The organism is Streptomyces pactum (genome assembly GCF_002005225.1).
Classification (GTDB): domain Bacteria; phylum Actinomycetota; class Actinomycetes; order Streptomycetales; family Streptomycetaceae; genus Streptomyces; species Streptomyces pactum_A.
The window spans coordinates 7,382,611-7,396,739 of record NZ_CP019724.1 but is presented as its reverse complement, the minus strand read 5'-3'; the positions used below and the strand labels follow the sequence as shown (position 1 = coordinate 7,396,739).

The following is a 14,129-nucleotide window of genomic DNA, read 5'->3' as shown; positions in this document are numbered from 1 at the left end:
CCCTGGCCACGCCCATCAGGCGCCCGCCACGGCCCTCCTCCCGCCGAGCAACCACCTGCGGGCACCCCCCTCAGGGCACCCCGCACCGGCCACGCCCCCTCAGCACACCCGCACCGGCCAAGCCCCCTCAGGGCACCCGCACCGGCCACGCCCCCTCAGGCTCCCCACCCGGCCGCACCCCTCAGGCCGCCACCCCGGCGACGTCCCGGTGGATCGGCGCCGCCCCGCCCGTCAGCGGTACGCCCGTTCCGCCGCGCCGGGAGGCGACGATCTCCGCCGTGATGGAGAGCGCGGTCTCCTCGGGTGTCCGGGCACCGAGGTCGAGGCCGATCGGTGAGCGGAGCCGGGACAGCTCGCGCTCGGTCAGGCCCGCCTCGCGCAGCCGGCGGTTCCGGTCCTCGTGGGTGCGGCGCGAGCCCATCGCGCCGACGAACGCGACCGGCATCCGCAGCGCCTCCGTCAGCAGCGGTACGTCGAACCTCGCGTCGTGGGTCAGGACGCACAGCACCGTGCGCTCGTCCGTGCGCGTGCTCCGCAGGTAGCGGTGCGGCCAGTCGACCACCACCTCGTCGGCCTCGGGGAAGCGGGCCGCGGTGGCGAAGACCGGCCGGGCGTCGCACACGGTCACGTGGTGGCCGAGGAACTTGCCGGCCCGCACCAGTGCCGCCGCGAAGTCGACCGCGCCGAAGACGATCATGCGGGGCGGCGGCACACTCGACTCGACGAGCAACGTGAGCCCGCCGGGGCAGTGCGAGCCGTCCTCCGAGAGGCCCACCGTGCCGGTGCGGCCGGCGTCCAGCAGCGCGCCGGCCTCGGCCACCGCCGTGCGGTCCAGGTCCGGGTGGCCGCCGAGACCGCCCTCGTGCGAGCCGTCGGGGTGGACCAGCAGGGCCCGGCCCAGGAGCCCGGACGGCCCCCGGACGACCCGGGCGAGGGCGGCCGTACCGCCCCCGGCGGCGGTCGACAGCGCCGCCCGGAACACCTCGCGCGAGGGCGAGTCCGCCCCGACCGGCGTGACCATCACGTCGATGATCCCGCCGCAGGTCAGCCCGACCGCGAAGGCGTCCTCGTCGCTGTAGCCGAACCGTTCGCGCACCGTCTCGCCGCTCCGGAGGGCGTCGGAGCACAGCTCGTACACCGCGCCCTCCACACAGCCGCCGGAGACCGAGCCGATCACCGTGCCCCCGCTGTCGACGGCGAGGGCGGCACCGGGCCCGCGCGGCGCGCTGCCGCCGACCGAGACGACGGTCGCGACGGCGAACTCCCGGCCCTCGGCGAGCCAGTGGTCCAGCTCGTCCGCGATGTCAAGCATCGGCCGCTCCCCCGCCCGCGGCCCCCGCCGACAGCACGCGGTCGGGCCGGATCGGCAGGTTCCGGTGGCGTACGCCCGTGGCGTGCCAGACGGCGTTGGCGACGGCCGCCGCGGCGCCGACGATGCCGATCTCGCCGACGCCCTTGATGCCGACCGGGTCGTCCTGGTCGGGGTCGTCCACCCAGTCGGCCTCGATGTCCGGGACGTCGGCGTGCGTGGCGACGTGGTAGCCGGCGAGGTCGGGGCCGTAGAGGCCGCCGCTCGCCCGGTCCCGGACCGCCTCCTCGTGCAGGGCCATGGAGATGCCCCAGACCATGCCGCCGACGAGCTGGTTGCGGGCGGTGAGCGGGTTGACGATGCGGCCCGCCGCGAAGACGCCGAGCATGCGCCGCACCCGCACCTCGCCGGTGGCGGTGTCCACGGCCACCTCGGCGAACTGCGCACCGAAGGAGTGCCGTTCCTTCTGGGCGAGGGCGCCGAGGGCCTCGGTGGTGTCGGACCGTACGGTGATGCCCTCCGGCGGAATGCTCGCGCCCAGGGCGAGCCGCTCGCGCAGTTCACGGGCCGCGATGGTGATCGCCCAGGCCCAGGAGCGGGTGCCCATCGAGCCGCCCGCGATCATCGCCGGCCCGAAGTCGCTGTCCCCGATGCGGACCCGGACCCGCTCGGGCGCGGCCTCCAGCGCGTCGGCCGCGACCAGGGTGAGCGCGGTACGGGCACCGGTGCCGATGTCGGCGGCGGCGATCCGCACGGTGAAGGTGCCGTCGGCCTCGGCGGTCACGAGAGCCGTGGAGGGGCCGGCGCCGGCGGGGAAGGAGGCCGCGGCCGTGCCGGTGCCCAGCAGCCAGCGTCCGTCGCGGCGCAGGCCGGGACGCGGGTCGCGGTCGGCCCAGCCGAACCGCCGGGCGCCCTCGCGGAAGCAGGCGGCCAGGTTGCGGCTGCTGAACGGCTGTCCGGAGACCGGGCCGGCCTCGGGCTCGTTGCGCAGGCGCAGTTCGACCGGGTCGACCCCGCAGCGCTCGGCGAGTTCATCGAGGGCCGCCTCCAGCGCGAAGGAACCAGGCGCCTCGCCCGGCGCCCGCATGAAGGTCGGGGACGGCACGTCGAGCCGTACGACATGGTTGGCCGTGCGGTGGGCCTCGGCGTCGTACATCACCCTGGCGACACCGGCGCTGGGCTCGACGAACTCGTACACGGTCGACGTCTGGCTCAGTGAGCGGTGTTCGAGGGCGCGCAGCCGTCCGTCGGCGTCGGCGCCGAGCCGGACGCGCTGGGTGGTGGGGCTGCGATAGCCGGCCAGCGAGAACATCTGACGCCGGGTCATGACCACGCGCACCGGCCGCTGCAGGACGGTCGCGGCCATCACGGCGGAGACCTGGTGGGCGCGCAGCCCCTTGCTGCCGAAACCGCCGCCGACGTGTTCCGACCGCACCCGCACGGCGGTCTCGTCGAGGGAGAACAGCTTGGCCAGTTCGCTCTGGATCCAGGTGGTGCCCTGGTTGGAGTCGACGACCTCCAGCCGGCCGCCGTCCCAGAGGGCGGTGGCCGCGTGCGGCTCCATCATGCTGTGGTGCTCTTCGGGGGTGGTGTACTCCGCGTCCAGGACGACGGCGGACGAGGCCAGTGCGGCCGCCAGGTCGCCCTTCTCGGTCTCCGCGGGCATGTGTCCGTCGAGCGGGTAGGCGTCGGGACGGTCGGCGGTGAGCGTGCTGTCGTGCGGTTCCTCGTCGTAGGCGACGACGAGTGCCTCGGCGGCCTCCCGGGCCTGCTCGGGCGTCTCGGCGACGACGAGCGCGACCGGCCAGCCCACGTGCGCCACCCGGTCGTTCTGGAAGACGGCGGCGGTCGGGTCCGGCGGGATGCCCAGCATGCCGACGTAGTCGGTGTCGACGCGCGGGGCGTTGCCGTGGTGCAGGACGGCGAGCACGCCCGGCATGCCGAGGACGGAGTCGGTGTCGATCGAACGGATGCGGCCGCGGGCGACGGTGGACAGCACCAGCCAGCCGTGCGCGAGGTCGGCGAAGGGGATCTCCCCGGCGTAGCGGGCCGCTCCGGTGACCTTGTCCCGGCCCTCCACGCGGGTGTGTGCGGTGCCGACGACGCCCTTCGGCGTCGTACGGCCGGTCGTGGCGGTGGTCATCGGGCGGCCTCCTCTGCGAGTTCGGTCAGGACGGCCACGACGAGGTTGCGCATGAGGGGCACCTTGTATCCGTTGTCGGGCAGCGGCCTGGCGGCGGCGAGTTCGGCGTCCGCGGCGGCGGCGAAGGTCTCGCCGTCGGCCGGCCGGCCGGTCAGCACGTCCTCGGCGGCGCGGGCTCGCCAGGGCCGGGAGGCGACCGCGCCGAGGGCCAGCCGCGCGTCGCGTACGACGCCGTCCTCGATGTCGAGCGCGGCGGCGACGGAGCCGATCGCGAAGGCGTACGAGGCGCGCTCGCGGACCTTGCGGTAGCGGGAGCGGGCGGCGACCGGGGCGGGCGGCAGGGTGACGCCGGTGATCAGCGCGCCGGACGGCAGCGCGGTCTCCCGGTGCGGGGTGTCCCCGACGGGGAGGTAGAAGTCGGCCAGCGGCAACTCGCCCGGCCCGTCGGGGGTTTCGTAGGTGACGACGGCGTCGAAGGCCGTGAGGGCCACCCCCATGTCCGAGGGGTGCACGGCCACGCAGTGGTCGGTGGCGCCGAGGACGGCGTGATTGTGGTGCTCGCCGGTGACGGCGGAGCAACCGCTGCCGGGTACCCGCTTGTTGCACGGCTTGCTCACGTCGGTGAAATAGCCGCAGCGGGTGCGCTGGAGCAGGTTGCCGCCGACGGTGGCCATGTTGCGCAGTTGCCCGGAGGCGCCGGCCAGCACCGCCTGGGTCAGCGCCGGGTAGCGGCGGCGCACTTCGGGGTGGGCGGCGAGGTCGCTGTTGGTGACGGTCGCGCCGACGCGCAGGCCGCCGTCGGCGGTCGGCTCGATGCCGTCCAGGGGGAGCCGGCGGACGTCGACGAGCCGGGTGGGGCGTTCGACGCCGGTCTTCATCAGGTCGACGAGGTTGGTGCCGCCGCCGAGGAAGCGGGCTTCCGGGTCGGCGGCGAGCAGGGCCACCGCGCCGGAGACGTCGTCGGCGCGCTCGTAGCCGAACTCCCTCATGCCGCCGCCTCCTTCGCGGTCCCGCCCTGGTTCGCGTCGCCCCCGGGCGCCGTCGCCTCGTGGGCCTCGGCCGCTCGGGCGACCGCCTGGACGATGGAGACGTAGGCGCCGCAGCGGCACAGGTTGCCGCTCATCCGTTCGCGGATCTCGTCCGGCGTCAGGGGTGGCGGTCCGGCCTCGGGCCGTACGTCGTCGGTGACGGCGCTGGGCCAGCCTGCCGCGTGTTCCTCGATGACGGCGACGGCCGAGCAGATCTGGCCGGGCGTGCAGTAGCCGCACTGGTAGCCGTCGAGGTCGAGGAAGGCCTGCTGCACCGGGTGCAGCCGGTCGCCCTCGGCCATTCCCTCGATGGTGGTGATCTCGCTCCCCTCGGCGGCAACGGCCAGGTTCAGGCAGGACACCTCGCGGCGCCCGTCGACCAGGACGGTGCAGGCACCGCATTGCCCCTGGTCACAGCCCTTCTTCGTGCCGGTGAGGTCGAGTCGCTCGCGCAGGGCGTCGAGCAGTGTGGTGCGGTGGTCGACGGTCATCTGGTACTTCTCGCCGTTGATGTTCAGGACGACGGCGCTGGACGTCGACGAGGGCGCTGGGGCCATGGTCAGCCTTCTCTGGTGTCTGGTGACAGGGAAATGGGCTGTAGGCAGCAAATTCGACATGGGCGGAGGTTTCCGGCCGGTCCCGCCGGCCGGCATCCGCCGCTAAAGTGGGCGGGCAACCGGACAACTGTCCGCTCACTGGAAACGTAACGGACAGTTGTCCGCTTAGCAAGCACGGGATTCGGCCACGAACCCGGGAGGAGGACGCGTGCCACCGCCGAAGAAGGACCAGAAGGATCAGAAGGACACTCCGCTGCGCTCGGACGCCCAGCGCAACCGCGAGCGGATCCTGCAGGTGGCCACGGAGGAGCTGACGCGCTGCGCGGACACTCCCCTGAGCGCCATCGCCAAGAAGGCGGGCGTCGGGCAGGCCACCTTCTACCGCAACTTCCCGAACCGCGAGGCGCTCGTCCTGGAGCTCTACCGCTACGAGATGCAGCAGGTGGCGGACGCCGCTCCCCACCTGCTGGCCACGCGGGAGCCCGAGCCGGCCCTGCGCGAGTGGCTGGACCGCCTGGCCGGGTTCGCCATGACCAAGGCCGGCCTGGCGGACGCGATCCGGCTGGTCACCAGCGCCCCCGGGGGGCCGGAGAAGCCGCGCCCCACCCCGGTCATGGACGCGGCCCAACTCCTGCTGCGCGCCAACGAAGAGGCCGGCACCATCCGGCCCGGCATCTCCGCGGACGACTTCTTCCTGCTCATCGGCGGTCTCTGGCTGATCGATCCCGGCGAGGACTGGCAGCCGCGGGCCACCCGGTTCCTGAACCTCGTCATGGACGCGCTGCGGGCGGGAGCGCCAGGCCGGTGACCGCGCCGCGGAAGCGGTAACGGCGTTCGGGACGGCCCGCCACGCCGTAGCGCAGGGAGACGTCCGCGCTGCCCACGGTGTGGAAGTACTCCAGGTAGCGGCGGGCACTGACCCGGGAGACGCCGGTCAGCGAGGCGCACTCACTCGCCGACAGAGTGCCGTCGGCCTCGCGGAGAGTGCGCTCGACCAGCTCCGCGGTCTCCACACTCATGCCCTTGGGCAGGGCCGGGGCCGGCGCGGCCGGCGCCGCTCCCGCCAGCACGCGGTCGACGTCGGCCTGGCTGCGCACCACCGTGCCGAGCAGCCGGCCCCGCTGGACGGCGTAGCGCTCCAGCCGGACCCGCAGGTCCTCGAACTCGAACGGTTTGAGCAGGTAGTCCACCACGCCGTGCCGGACGGCACCGCGCACCGCGTCGGCCTCCCGGGCCGCGCTGATCACCATGATGTCGCAGTCGTGGCCGGCGGCGCGCAGCCGGGGGATGACGTCGAGGCCGAAGACGTCCGGCAGGTACAGGTCGAGCAGGACGAGGTCGGGGCGGAGTTCCCCGACGGCCGCGAGGGCCTGCTCCCCGGTGCCGGCGACCCCGACGACCCGGAAGGGCTCGACACGCTCCACGAACGCGCGGTGGACCCGGGCCACCATGAAGTCGTCGTCGACCACCAGCACGCCGATCGCGGCGTCGACGGCGCGGGGCGCCGCCCCGGACACGGCGGCCGGACCGGTCGCGCGTGCCGTACCGGTCGTTGCGGTGTCGTGGGCTGTGCCGGCCGTTGCGGTGTCGTGGGCCCTGCCGGTCGTGGCGGTGCCGTGGGCCCTGCCGGCCGTTGCGGTGCCGTGGGCCCTGCCGGCCGTGGCAGTGTCGTGGGCCGTGCCGGTCGTGGCGGTCGCGTCGGCCGGGCCGCTCGAACCCGTCATGGTGTCGCTCCTTCCGCCACCGCGTCGGCGAGGTGGCTGACGGTCATGCGTGCGGTGAACATGGCCCCCTCGGGGGTGTTGGTCACCGAGATCTCACCGCCGTGACGCTCGCAGACCAGCCTGGTCAGCGCCAGGCCGATGCCGCGCTCGCCCTGCCTGGCGGCCTTGGTGGTGAAGCCGTGGGAGAAGACCTCGCGGGCGAGTCCGGGCGCCACGCCCGGCCCGGAGTCCCGGACCACTATCTCGACACTGGAGGCGTCCTGCCTCAGCTCGACCTCGACCCAGGCCTCGTGGTCGTCACCGGTCGCCGCCGCGGCGTCCACGGCGTTGTCGACGAGGTTGCCGACCACGGTCGCCACGTCCGCGGCGTCCTCCGGGGCGAGCCGGTCGAGGGCCGTGCGGTCCGATACGTGCAGGGCGACCCTCCGCTCGGCCGCGAGGGAGGACTTCGCCGTGAGCAGCGCGGCGACGGTGGTGTCGCGGACCCGGCGGCTGAGGGTGACGTCCAGGGACTGGCGGCGCTGGTTGAGCGCGCGGATGTAGCGGACGACCTCGTCCTGCTCGCCGATCTGGATGAGTCCGGAGATGGTGTGCAACTGGTTGGCGAACTCATGGGCCTGGGCGCGCAGCAGCTCGGAGGTGCTGCGGAAGGAGCCGATCTCCCGTTCCAGGCGGGCCAGTTCGGTGCGGTCGCGCAAAGTGGTGACCGAGCCGAGCGGACGGCCGTCCTTGGTGACGGTCATACGGTTCATCACGAGGACCCGACCGTGGCGGACGACGACCTCGTCGCGGGGCTCGGCCTCGTTCGCCGTGGCGCCGGCCAGGACGTCGCGCAGTCGTCCGTCGATGCCGAGCCCGTCCAGGCTCTGGCCCACGCAGTCGGCGGGCAGGTCGAGCAGGCGTCGGCCCATCTCGTTGACCAGGGTGAGCCGGTGCTGCGGATCGAGGGCGACGACGCCCTCGGCGATGCCGTACAGCATGGCCTCCCGGTGCTCGGCGAGCCCGGCGATCTCGCGCGGCTCGAGACCGAGGGTCTGCCGCTTGACGCGCCGGGCGAGCAGCCAGGAACCGGCCACGCCGAGGCCGCTGGCGATGCCGAGGTAGGCGAGCAGGTAGGAGGAGGCGCCGCTGAGGCGCTGCCACACCGTCGGGTCGGCCTCGCCGACCATCACCGTGCCGAGGTGCCGGCCGAGGGTCTGCCGGGTGGCGCCGAGCACGGGGACCTGGGCGACGAGCTCCCGGCTGCCGTGCAGCGTCAGCGGTCCCGACCAGCCGCGCCCTGCTGCGGCGCCCTCGCCGCTCGGCAGCCGCCCGCCGATCATCGTCGGGTCGGTGGAGCTGACGACGCGGCCGTCGGCGTCGGCCACCGTGACCGAGGTGACCCCCGACTGGGTCTGCGTGGAGTTCACCAGCGGGGCGAGGGCCTCCTGCGGCACGGGGCGCAGGAGCTGGCTGCGCACCAGGGGCGTGGCGGCGAGCTGCTCGGCCAGGGCGGTGACCCGGCGGCCCTCGACGCGGTTGAAGGTGGCCTTGGACTGGGCGAGCGAGACGGCGGCGACCGCGAGCAGGACCACCACGACAATGGCGAGCTGGAGGACCAGCATCTCGCCCGCGAGGGTCTGACGGCGGAAGGTGGGGGCCACGGCGGACTCGATCTCGGCTGACGGGGGGCGGGGGTGACCGGCGGGTGCACCGGGTCGCCATCATGGCGCCCACCTGCGGCGAAGGAAAGGGATGTGCTGTCTTCGCAATGAACCGGCGATCCACCGGCGACCTACCGGGACGCTCCACCGGTGATCCGCGAGCAATCCACCGGCCACCAGCCAGGACGCTCCACCGACGATCCGCGAGCGATCCACCGGCCACCAGCCAGGACGCACCACCGACGATCCGCGAACAATCCACCGGCCACCAGCCAGGACGCACCACCGACGATCCGCGAACAATCCACCGGCCAGGACGCACCACCGGCGCCCCACCGGGACGATCCACCGGTCGCTCCGCCGGCCTCCACCAGGCGGCCCGGGTCACTCCACCCAGACTGCCCCGGCCACTCCACCCAGGCGGCCCCGCGACCGCAAAGACCACAACCTCCCTTGGTTCCGCAAGGAAGACAGGCCACCGCCGCCCGGGCACCATGTGGCCCACGTCACCCTCCCCCACAGGGTTCTCCCCTTACCGCTCTACCCAACCGACAGGTGGTGTCATACGTGCGCCTGCGCACTCCCCTTGCCCTGCTCGGGGCCGCCGTGCTCGTGCTCGCGGGACCGCCGTTGCTCTCCACGGGCAGCGACGCCGAGACCGGCACGCAGATCCCCGGCCTGCGCTTCATGGTTCCGAACACGCCGGGCGGCGGCTACGACATCACCGCCCGCACGGCCGCGAAGAACGCCGAGGACGCCGGGCTCACGCACAACATCGAGGTGTTCAACCTGCCCGGCGCGGGCGGCACCGTGGGCCTGAGCCGCCTGGTGAGCGAGCACGGCAACGGCAAGCTCGCCATGTCCATGGGACTCGGCGTCGTCGGCGCGGTCCGCTCCAACCACGCCCCCAAGACCCTCGCCGACACCACCCCGATCGCGCGGCTCACCGAGGAACAGGACGTCGTCGTGGTCGGCAAGGACTCGCCGTACAAGACGATCGACGAGCTGATCACCGCTTGGAAGAAGGACCCGGGCAAGATCCCGGTCGGCGGCGGCTCGTCGCCGGGCGGGCCCGACCATCTCGCGCCGATGCTGATGGCGCAGGCCGCCGGGATCTCCCCCAAGTCGGTCAACTACATCCCCTTCGACGGCGGCGGCGAACTGCTCGCCTCGATCCTCGGCAACAAGGTCGGCTTCGGCGTCTCCGGTGTCGGTGAGTACCTGGACCAGATCAAGGCGGGCGAGCTGAGGGTCCTCGCGGTGACCGGACCGGAGCGGGTCGACGACCTGAAGGACGCGCCCACGCTCAAGGAGTCCGGCTACGACGTGGACTTCACCAACTGGCGCGGCATCGTCGCCCCGCCCGGCTTGTCGGAGGCGGAGCGCAAGAAGCTGACCCGCCTGGTCGAGGAGCTGCACGACTCTCCCGAATGGAAGAAATCCATGGACCAGAACGGCTGGGACGACGCCTTCCTCGCCGGTGACGAGTTCGGCGCGTTCCTGGACGCCCAGGACCAGCGTGTGGTGTCGGTACTGAAGGAGCTGGGACTGTGACGACGCGGACCGACTCCTCCCCGGCGCCGGACCCGGTTCCGGCCCCGGCGACCGAGCGGCGCTCGTGGCTGCGAGACCGCTCCGAACTGGGCGTGTGCGTGCTGCTGCTGGCGCTCGGCGCCCTGGTCCTGACCGATGCGCTCACGATGGACGTCGACATCACCCAGCGCGGGCCGGTCGGCCCCAAGACCGTCCCGATCGTGGTCGGCATCGGGCTGCTGGTGATCGCCGCGCTGCTCGCCGTGGACGTCCTGCGCGGTGGCCGGGGCGAGGCGGAGGGCGGCGAGGACATCGATCTCTCCGAACCCGCCGACTGGCGCACGGTGCTGCTGCTCTCCGGGATCTTCCTCGGCGCGGCCGTGCTGATCGAGCCGGCCGGCTTCCCGGTCGCGGGGGCGCTGCTGTTCTGGGGAGCCGCCTTCGCCCTGGGCAGTCGCCGCCTGGACCGCGACCCGCTGATCGCCGCGGTGCTGTCCCTGTTCACCTACGTCGTCTTCGACAAGCTGCTCGGCGTTCCGCTGCCCGGCGGTCCGCTGATGGGAGTGCTCTGACATGAACGCCCTCAACTCCCTCATGGACGGCTTCGGAACGGCCCTCACGCCCCTCAACCTCCTGTGGGCCGCCCTCGGCGTGCTGCTCGGGACCGCCATCGGCGTCCTGCCCGGCATCGGACCCGCGATGGCGGTGGCACTGTTGCTGCCGGTGACGTACGGCCTCGACCCCGTCGCCGCGTTCATCATGTTCGCCGGCATCTACTACGGCGCGATGTTCGGCGGTTCGACCACCTCCATCCTGCTCAACACCCCCGGTGAGAGCGCGGCCGTGGTCGCGGCCATGGAGGGCAACCCCATGGCCAAGGCGGGGCGCGGCGCCCAGGCGCTGGCGGCCGCCGCCATCGGTCACTTCGCGGGCGGCATGATCGGCACGATCCTGCTGGTGGCGCTGGCGCCGACGGTCGCCGACCTGGCGGTGGACATCGGCGCGCCGGACTACTTCGCCATCATGGTGCTGGCGTTCATCGCCGTGACGTCGGTGCTGGGCTCCTCGCGCGTCAGAGGTCTGGCCTCCCTGCTGATCGGCCTGACGATCGGCCTGGTGGGCCTGGACCAGATGACGGGCCAGCAGCGGCTGACCTTCGGCTCGCTGCAACTCGCGGACGGCGTCGACGTCGTGATCGTCGCGGTCGGCCTGTTCGCGATCGGCGAGGCGCTGTGGGTGGCGGCTCATCTGCGGCGCGGGGCGGCCGAGCCGATCCCGGTGGGCCGCCCCTGGCTCGGGCGCGCCGATGTGAAGCGGACCTGGAAGTCCTGGCTGCGCGGCCCGTTCATCGGCTTCCCGTTCGGCGCCATTCCGGCGGGCGGCGCCGAGATCCCCACGTTCCTGTCGTACGTCACGGAGAAGCGCCTGTCCAAGAACAAGGACGAGTGGGGCAAGGGTGCCATCGAGGGCGTGGCGGGCCCGGAGTCGGCGGCGTCGGCCTCGGCGGCGGGCACGCTGGTCTCCATGCTGACCCTGGGGCTGCCGACGACGGCGGTCGCGGCGGTCATGCTGGCCGCCTTCCAGCAGTACGGCATCCAGCCCGGCCCGCTGCTCTTCGAACGCGAACCCGAGTTGGTGTGGGGCCTGATCGCGTCCCTCTTCGTCGGCATGGTGCTGCTGCTCGCGCTCAACCTGCCGCTGGCGCCGGTGTGGGCCAAGCTGCTGCGCATCCCGCGGCCGTACCTCTACGCGGGGATCATGTTCTTCGCGGCGGTCGGCGCGTACGCGGTCGGCGGCGAGGTCGTCGACCTGGTGATCCTGCTGATCATCGGCCTCGTCGGTTTCGGCATGCGGCGCTACGGCCTGCCCATCCTGCCCGCGGTGATCGGCGTCATCCTCGGCCCGAACGCCGAACAGCAGTTGCGCCGCGCCCTGCAGATCAGCGACGGCAGTGTGACGGGTCTGGTCAACACGCCGTTCGCGGTGACGGTGTACGCGGTGATCGTGCTGCTGCTGGCGTGGCCGCTGCTGAAGCGGCTGGTACGGCGGGTGAGCCACTGACGGTGTCCGCGGCGCCGCCGGGACCGGCCGGTGGCGGGGCCCGGCGGCGCCGTCCGCCGTCCCCGCCGTCCGCCGTCCCCGCCGGCCGGGTCCGCGTGGCCGGGGCGCCGCCCCGGTCGCGCCGACGGTCTCAGACGGGGGCTTCGTCGTCGTCCGTCAGTTCGTCAGTTCGTCCATCAGCCTGCGCTCGATGGCCTCGATCTCGTACCGGGCATCCGGGTCACCGCCCCGCCCACGGACCCGCGCCCCGCACCAGAGCGAGGTAGAGTCCAGGCCGACGACGCCGGACCTGCCGCCGTGCCCTCGCCGTCGGGTGTCCGGGCGGCCCAGCCGTTCGGGCCGGGTATGGGCCCCAAAGGATGAAACGCCTCCCGAACGGTGGACGACGTCCACGGGCCCGGTCTACCCGAGGAACGACAGGCGCACGCGACGGTCGGGGTTGTCCCGGTTGGTGTCCACCAGGCACACCGACTGCCAGGTTCCGAGTTCCAGCCGTCCGCCGATCACCGGCAGCGTCGCGTGCGGTGGTACGAGGGCGGGCAGGACGTGGTCCCGGCCGTGGCCGGGGCTGCCGTGGCGGTGCTGCCAGCGGTCGTCGGCGGGGAGCAGCGTGTGCAGGGCGGCCAGCAGGTCGTCGTCGCTGCCCGCGCCCGTCTCGATGACCGCGATCCCGGCGGTGGCGTGCGGGACGAAGACGCTGAGGAGACCGTCGCGCCCGGCCGCCGTCTCGCGCAGGAAGGACTCGCACTCACCGGTGATGTCGGCGACCCGCTCCGCCGAGCCGGTGGCGAGGTTCAGTACTCGGGTGGTGAAGGCATCTGGCATGTCTCCCATCCTGACGTAAGCGGCGGGCCTGGCGCCGGAACGTCGGGCTCGCGGTCGTCCCGGGGCGGGGCGGGGAAGGCCGGGACCCCGGTCGTCCCGGGGCGGGCGGGGAAGGCCGGGACCCGGGTCGTCCCGGGGCGGACTGGGGAAGATCGGGGCCCTCGGCTCCGTTGGCAGAAGCGTGAACGACTCATACGAGGCCGCGACGCATGAGACCGGGACGCCTGAGGCCGCGAAACGCGAGGTCGAGGTCGTCGTCATCGGTGCCGGTCAGGCGGGACTCGCCGCGGCCTACCACCTGCGGCGCACCGGGTTCGAACCGGAACGCGACTTCGTGGTGCTCGACCACTCCCCCGGGCCCGGCGGCGCCTGGCAGTTCCGCTGGCCGTCGCTGACGTACGGCAGGGTCCACGGGATGCACGCCCTCCCGGGTATGGAGCTGACCGGGGCGGACCCGGCGCGGCCGTCCGCCGAGGTGGTCGGCGAGTACTTCGCGGCGTACGAGCGGACCTTCGGCCTGCGGGTGCGGCGGCCCGTCGACGTCCGCGCGGTGCGCGAGGGGGCGGACAGGCGGCTGCTCGTCGAGACGTCGGCAGGGGCCTGGTCGACGCGGGCGCTGATCAACGCGACGGGCACCTGGGACCGGCCCTTCTGGCCGCGTTATCGCGGGCAGGAGACTTTCCGGGGACGGCAGTTGCACACCGCGCGGTACGCCGGTCCCGAGGAGTTCGACGGGCAGCGGGTGCTGGTGGTGGGCGGGGGCGCCTCGGGGACGCAGCATCTGCTGGAGATCGCCCCGTACGCCGCTGCCACCACGTGGGTGACCAGGCGGCCGCCGGTCTTCCGTGAGGGCCCCTTCGACGAGGACGCGGGCCGGGCCGCGGTGGCGCTGGTGGAGGAGCGGGTTCGGCAGGGGCTGCCGCCGAAGAGCGTGGTGTCGGTGACCGGGCTGCCGCTGAACGACGCGATCCGGGCGGGGCTGGAGTCGGGGGTGCTGGACCGGCAGCCCATGTTCGAGCGGATCACACCCGAGGGGGCCGAGTGGAGCGACGGGCGGCGGGTGGCTGCCGACGTCATCCTGTGGGCGACCGGGTTCCGGGCCGCCATCGACCACTTGCGGCCGCTGCGGCTGCGGGAGGCGGGCGGCGGGATCCGTGTGGAGGGGACGCGCGCGGTCACCGACCCGCGGATCCACCTGGTCGGCTACGGGCCGTCGGCCAGCACCATCGGTGCCAACCGGGCCGGGCGCGCGGCCGTACGGGACATCAGACGGCTGCTGGCCGAGCGGGAGCCGGTCGCCGCGTGA

General features: G+C 73.5%; 12 protein-coding genes. 5 read left to right on the top strand and 7 right to left on the bottom strand.

The genetic code is table 11. The annotated features are described in order from the left end of the window. Positions 1-181 precede the first annotated feature (181 nt). The 4 genes from B1H29_RS32215 to B1H29_RS32200 are packed head-to-tail and all read right to left on the bottom strand — an operon-like array spanning position 182 to position 5,037. Positions 182-1,312 (bottom strand): XdhC family protein, encoded by a 1,131-nt coding sequence (locus tag B1H29_RS32215; RefSeq protein ID WP_055420595.1) that lies wholly within the window; start codon positions 1,310-1,312, stop codon positions 182-184. Next, the gene (locus B1H29_RS32210) at positions 1,305-3,452 is read right to left on the bottom strand and encodes a xanthine dehydrogenase family protein molybdopterin-binding subunit (protein WP_055420596.1); all 2,148 of its coding nucleotides are present in this window, start codon (positions 3,450-3,452) and stop codon (positions 1,305-1,307) included. The genes B1H29_RS32215 and B1H29_RS32210 overlap by 8 nt, the downstream gene beginning before the upstream one ends. Beyond that, positions 3,449-4,441 carry an FAD binding domain-containing protein gene (locus tag B1H29_RS32205; RefSeq protein ID WP_055420597.1) on the bottom strand — a complete coding sequence of 331 codons (993 nt, stop codon included), beginning with the start codon at positions 4,439-4,441 and terminating at the stop codon, positions 3,449-3,451. Before B1H29_RS32205 ends, B1H29_RS32210 begins: the two co-directional genes overlap by 4 nt. Beyond that, positions 4,438-5,037 (bottom strand): 2Fe-2S iron-sulfur cluster-binding protein, encoded by a 600-nt coding sequence (locus tag B1H29_RS32200; protein WP_055420598.1) that lies wholly within the window; start codon positions 5,035-5,037, stop codon positions 4,438-4,440. Before B1H29_RS32200 ends, B1H29_RS32205 begins: the two co-directional genes overlap by 4 nt. A 208-nt stretch (positions 5,038-5,245) precedes the next feature. Between B1H29_RS32200 and B1H29_RS32195 the strand changes: the two genes are divergently transcribed. Continuing rightward, on the top strand, positions 5,246-5,845 hold the full coding sequence (locus tag B1H29_RS32195) for a TetR/AcrR family transcriptional regulator (protein ID WP_055420599.1): 600 nt from the start codon (positions 5,246-5,248) through the stop codon (positions 5,843-5,845). On the opposite strand, the gene B1H29_RS32190 is transcribed toward B1H29_RS32195, so the two are convergent. Both B1H29_RS32190 and B1H29_RS32185 read right to left on the bottom strand, forming a co-directional pair. Continuing rightward, positions 5,808-6,554: a response regulator gene (locus tag B1H29_RS32190; RefSeq protein WP_055420918.1), complete on the bottom strand. Its 747-nt coding sequence runs from the start codon at positions 6,552-6,554 to the stop codon at positions 5,808-5,810. The genes B1H29_RS32195 and B1H29_RS32190 overlap by 38 nt on opposite strands. A 203-nt stretch (positions 6,555-6,757) precedes the next feature. After that, positions 6,758-8,404 carry a sensor histidine kinase gene (locus tag B1H29_RS32185; RefSeq protein WP_055420600.1) on the bottom strand — a complete coding sequence of 549 codons (1,647 nt, stop codon included), beginning with the start codon at positions 8,402-8,404 and terminating at the stop codon, positions 6,758-6,760. Positions 8,405-8,971: 567 nt separating this feature from the next. Here B1H29_RS32185 and B1H29_RS32180 point away from each other — a divergent pair. The 3 genes from B1H29_RS32180 to B1H29_RS32170 are packed head-to-tail and all read left to right on the top strand — an operon-like array spanning position 8,972 to position 11,998. After that, on the top strand, positions 8,972-9,958 hold the full coding sequence (locus B1H29_RS32180) for a Bug family tripartite tricarboxylate transporter substrate binding protein (protein ID WP_055420601.1): 987 nt from the start codon (positions 8,972-8,974) through the stop codon (positions 9,956-9,958). Next, the gene (locus B1H29_RS32175; RefSeq protein ID WP_055420602.1) at positions 9,955-10,509 is read left to right on the top strand and encodes a tripartite tricarboxylate transporter TctB family protein; all 555 of its coding nucleotides are present in this window, start codon (positions 9,955-9,957) and stop codon (positions 10,507-10,509) included. Before B1H29_RS32180 ends, B1H29_RS32175 begins: the two co-directional genes overlap by 4 nt. A 1-nt stretch (position 10,510) precedes the next feature. Continuing rightward, on the top strand, positions 10,511-11,998 hold the full coding sequence (locus B1H29_RS32170) for a tripartite tricarboxylate transporter permease (RefSeq protein ID WP_055420603.1): 1,488 nt from the start codon (positions 10,511-10,513) through the stop codon (positions 11,996-11,998). A 402-nt stretch (positions 11,999-12,400) separates the two neighbouring features. On the opposite strand, the gene B1H29_RS32165 is transcribed toward B1H29_RS32170, so the two are convergent. Continuing rightward, positions 12,401-12,823, bottom strand: a complete 423-nt coding sequence (locus tag B1H29_RS32165) for a secondary thiamine-phosphate synthase enzyme YjbQ (RefSeq protein ID WP_055420604.1) — start codon at positions 12,821-12,823, stop codon at positions 12,401-12,403. Between the two features lie 181 nt (positions 12,824-13,004). Here B1H29_RS32165 and B1H29_RS32160 point away from each other — a divergent pair, with 181 nt between their 5' ends. Then, on the top strand, positions 13,005-14,129 hold the full coding sequence (locus B1H29_RS32160; RefSeq protein WP_055420605.1) for an NAD(P)-binding domain-containing protein: 1,125 nt from the start codon (positions 13,005-13,007) through the stop codon (positions 14,127-14,129).

What these genes read in the sequence shown, in the direction of transcription:
- B1H29_RS32170 (WP_055420603.1), top strand. Translation starts at nt 10,511, where the DNA reads ATGAACGCCCTCAACTCCCTCATGGACGGCTTCGGAACGGCCCTCACG.
- B1H29_RS32205 (WP_055420597.1), bottom strand. Translation starts at nt 4,441, where the DNA reads ATGAGGGAGTTCGGCTACGAGCGCGCCGACGACGTCTCCGGCGCGGTG.
- B1H29_RS32165 (WP_055420604.1), bottom strand. Translation starts at nt 12,823, where the DNA reads ATGCCAGATGCCTTCACCACCCGAGTACTGAACCTCGCCACCGGCTCG.
- B1H29_RS32210 (WP_055420596.1), bottom strand. Translation starts at nt 3,452, where the DNA reads ATGACCACCGCCACGACCGGCCGTACGACGCCGAAGGGCGTCGTCGGC.
- B1H29_RS32200 (WP_055420598.1), bottom strand. Translation starts at nt 5,037, where the DNA reads ATGGCCCCAGCGCCCTCGTCGACGTCCAGCGCCGTCGTCCTGAACATC.
- B1H29_RS32215 (WP_055420595.1), bottom strand. Translation starts at nt 1,312, where the DNA reads ATGCTTGACATCGCGGACGAGCTGGACCACTGGCTCGCCGAGGGCCGG.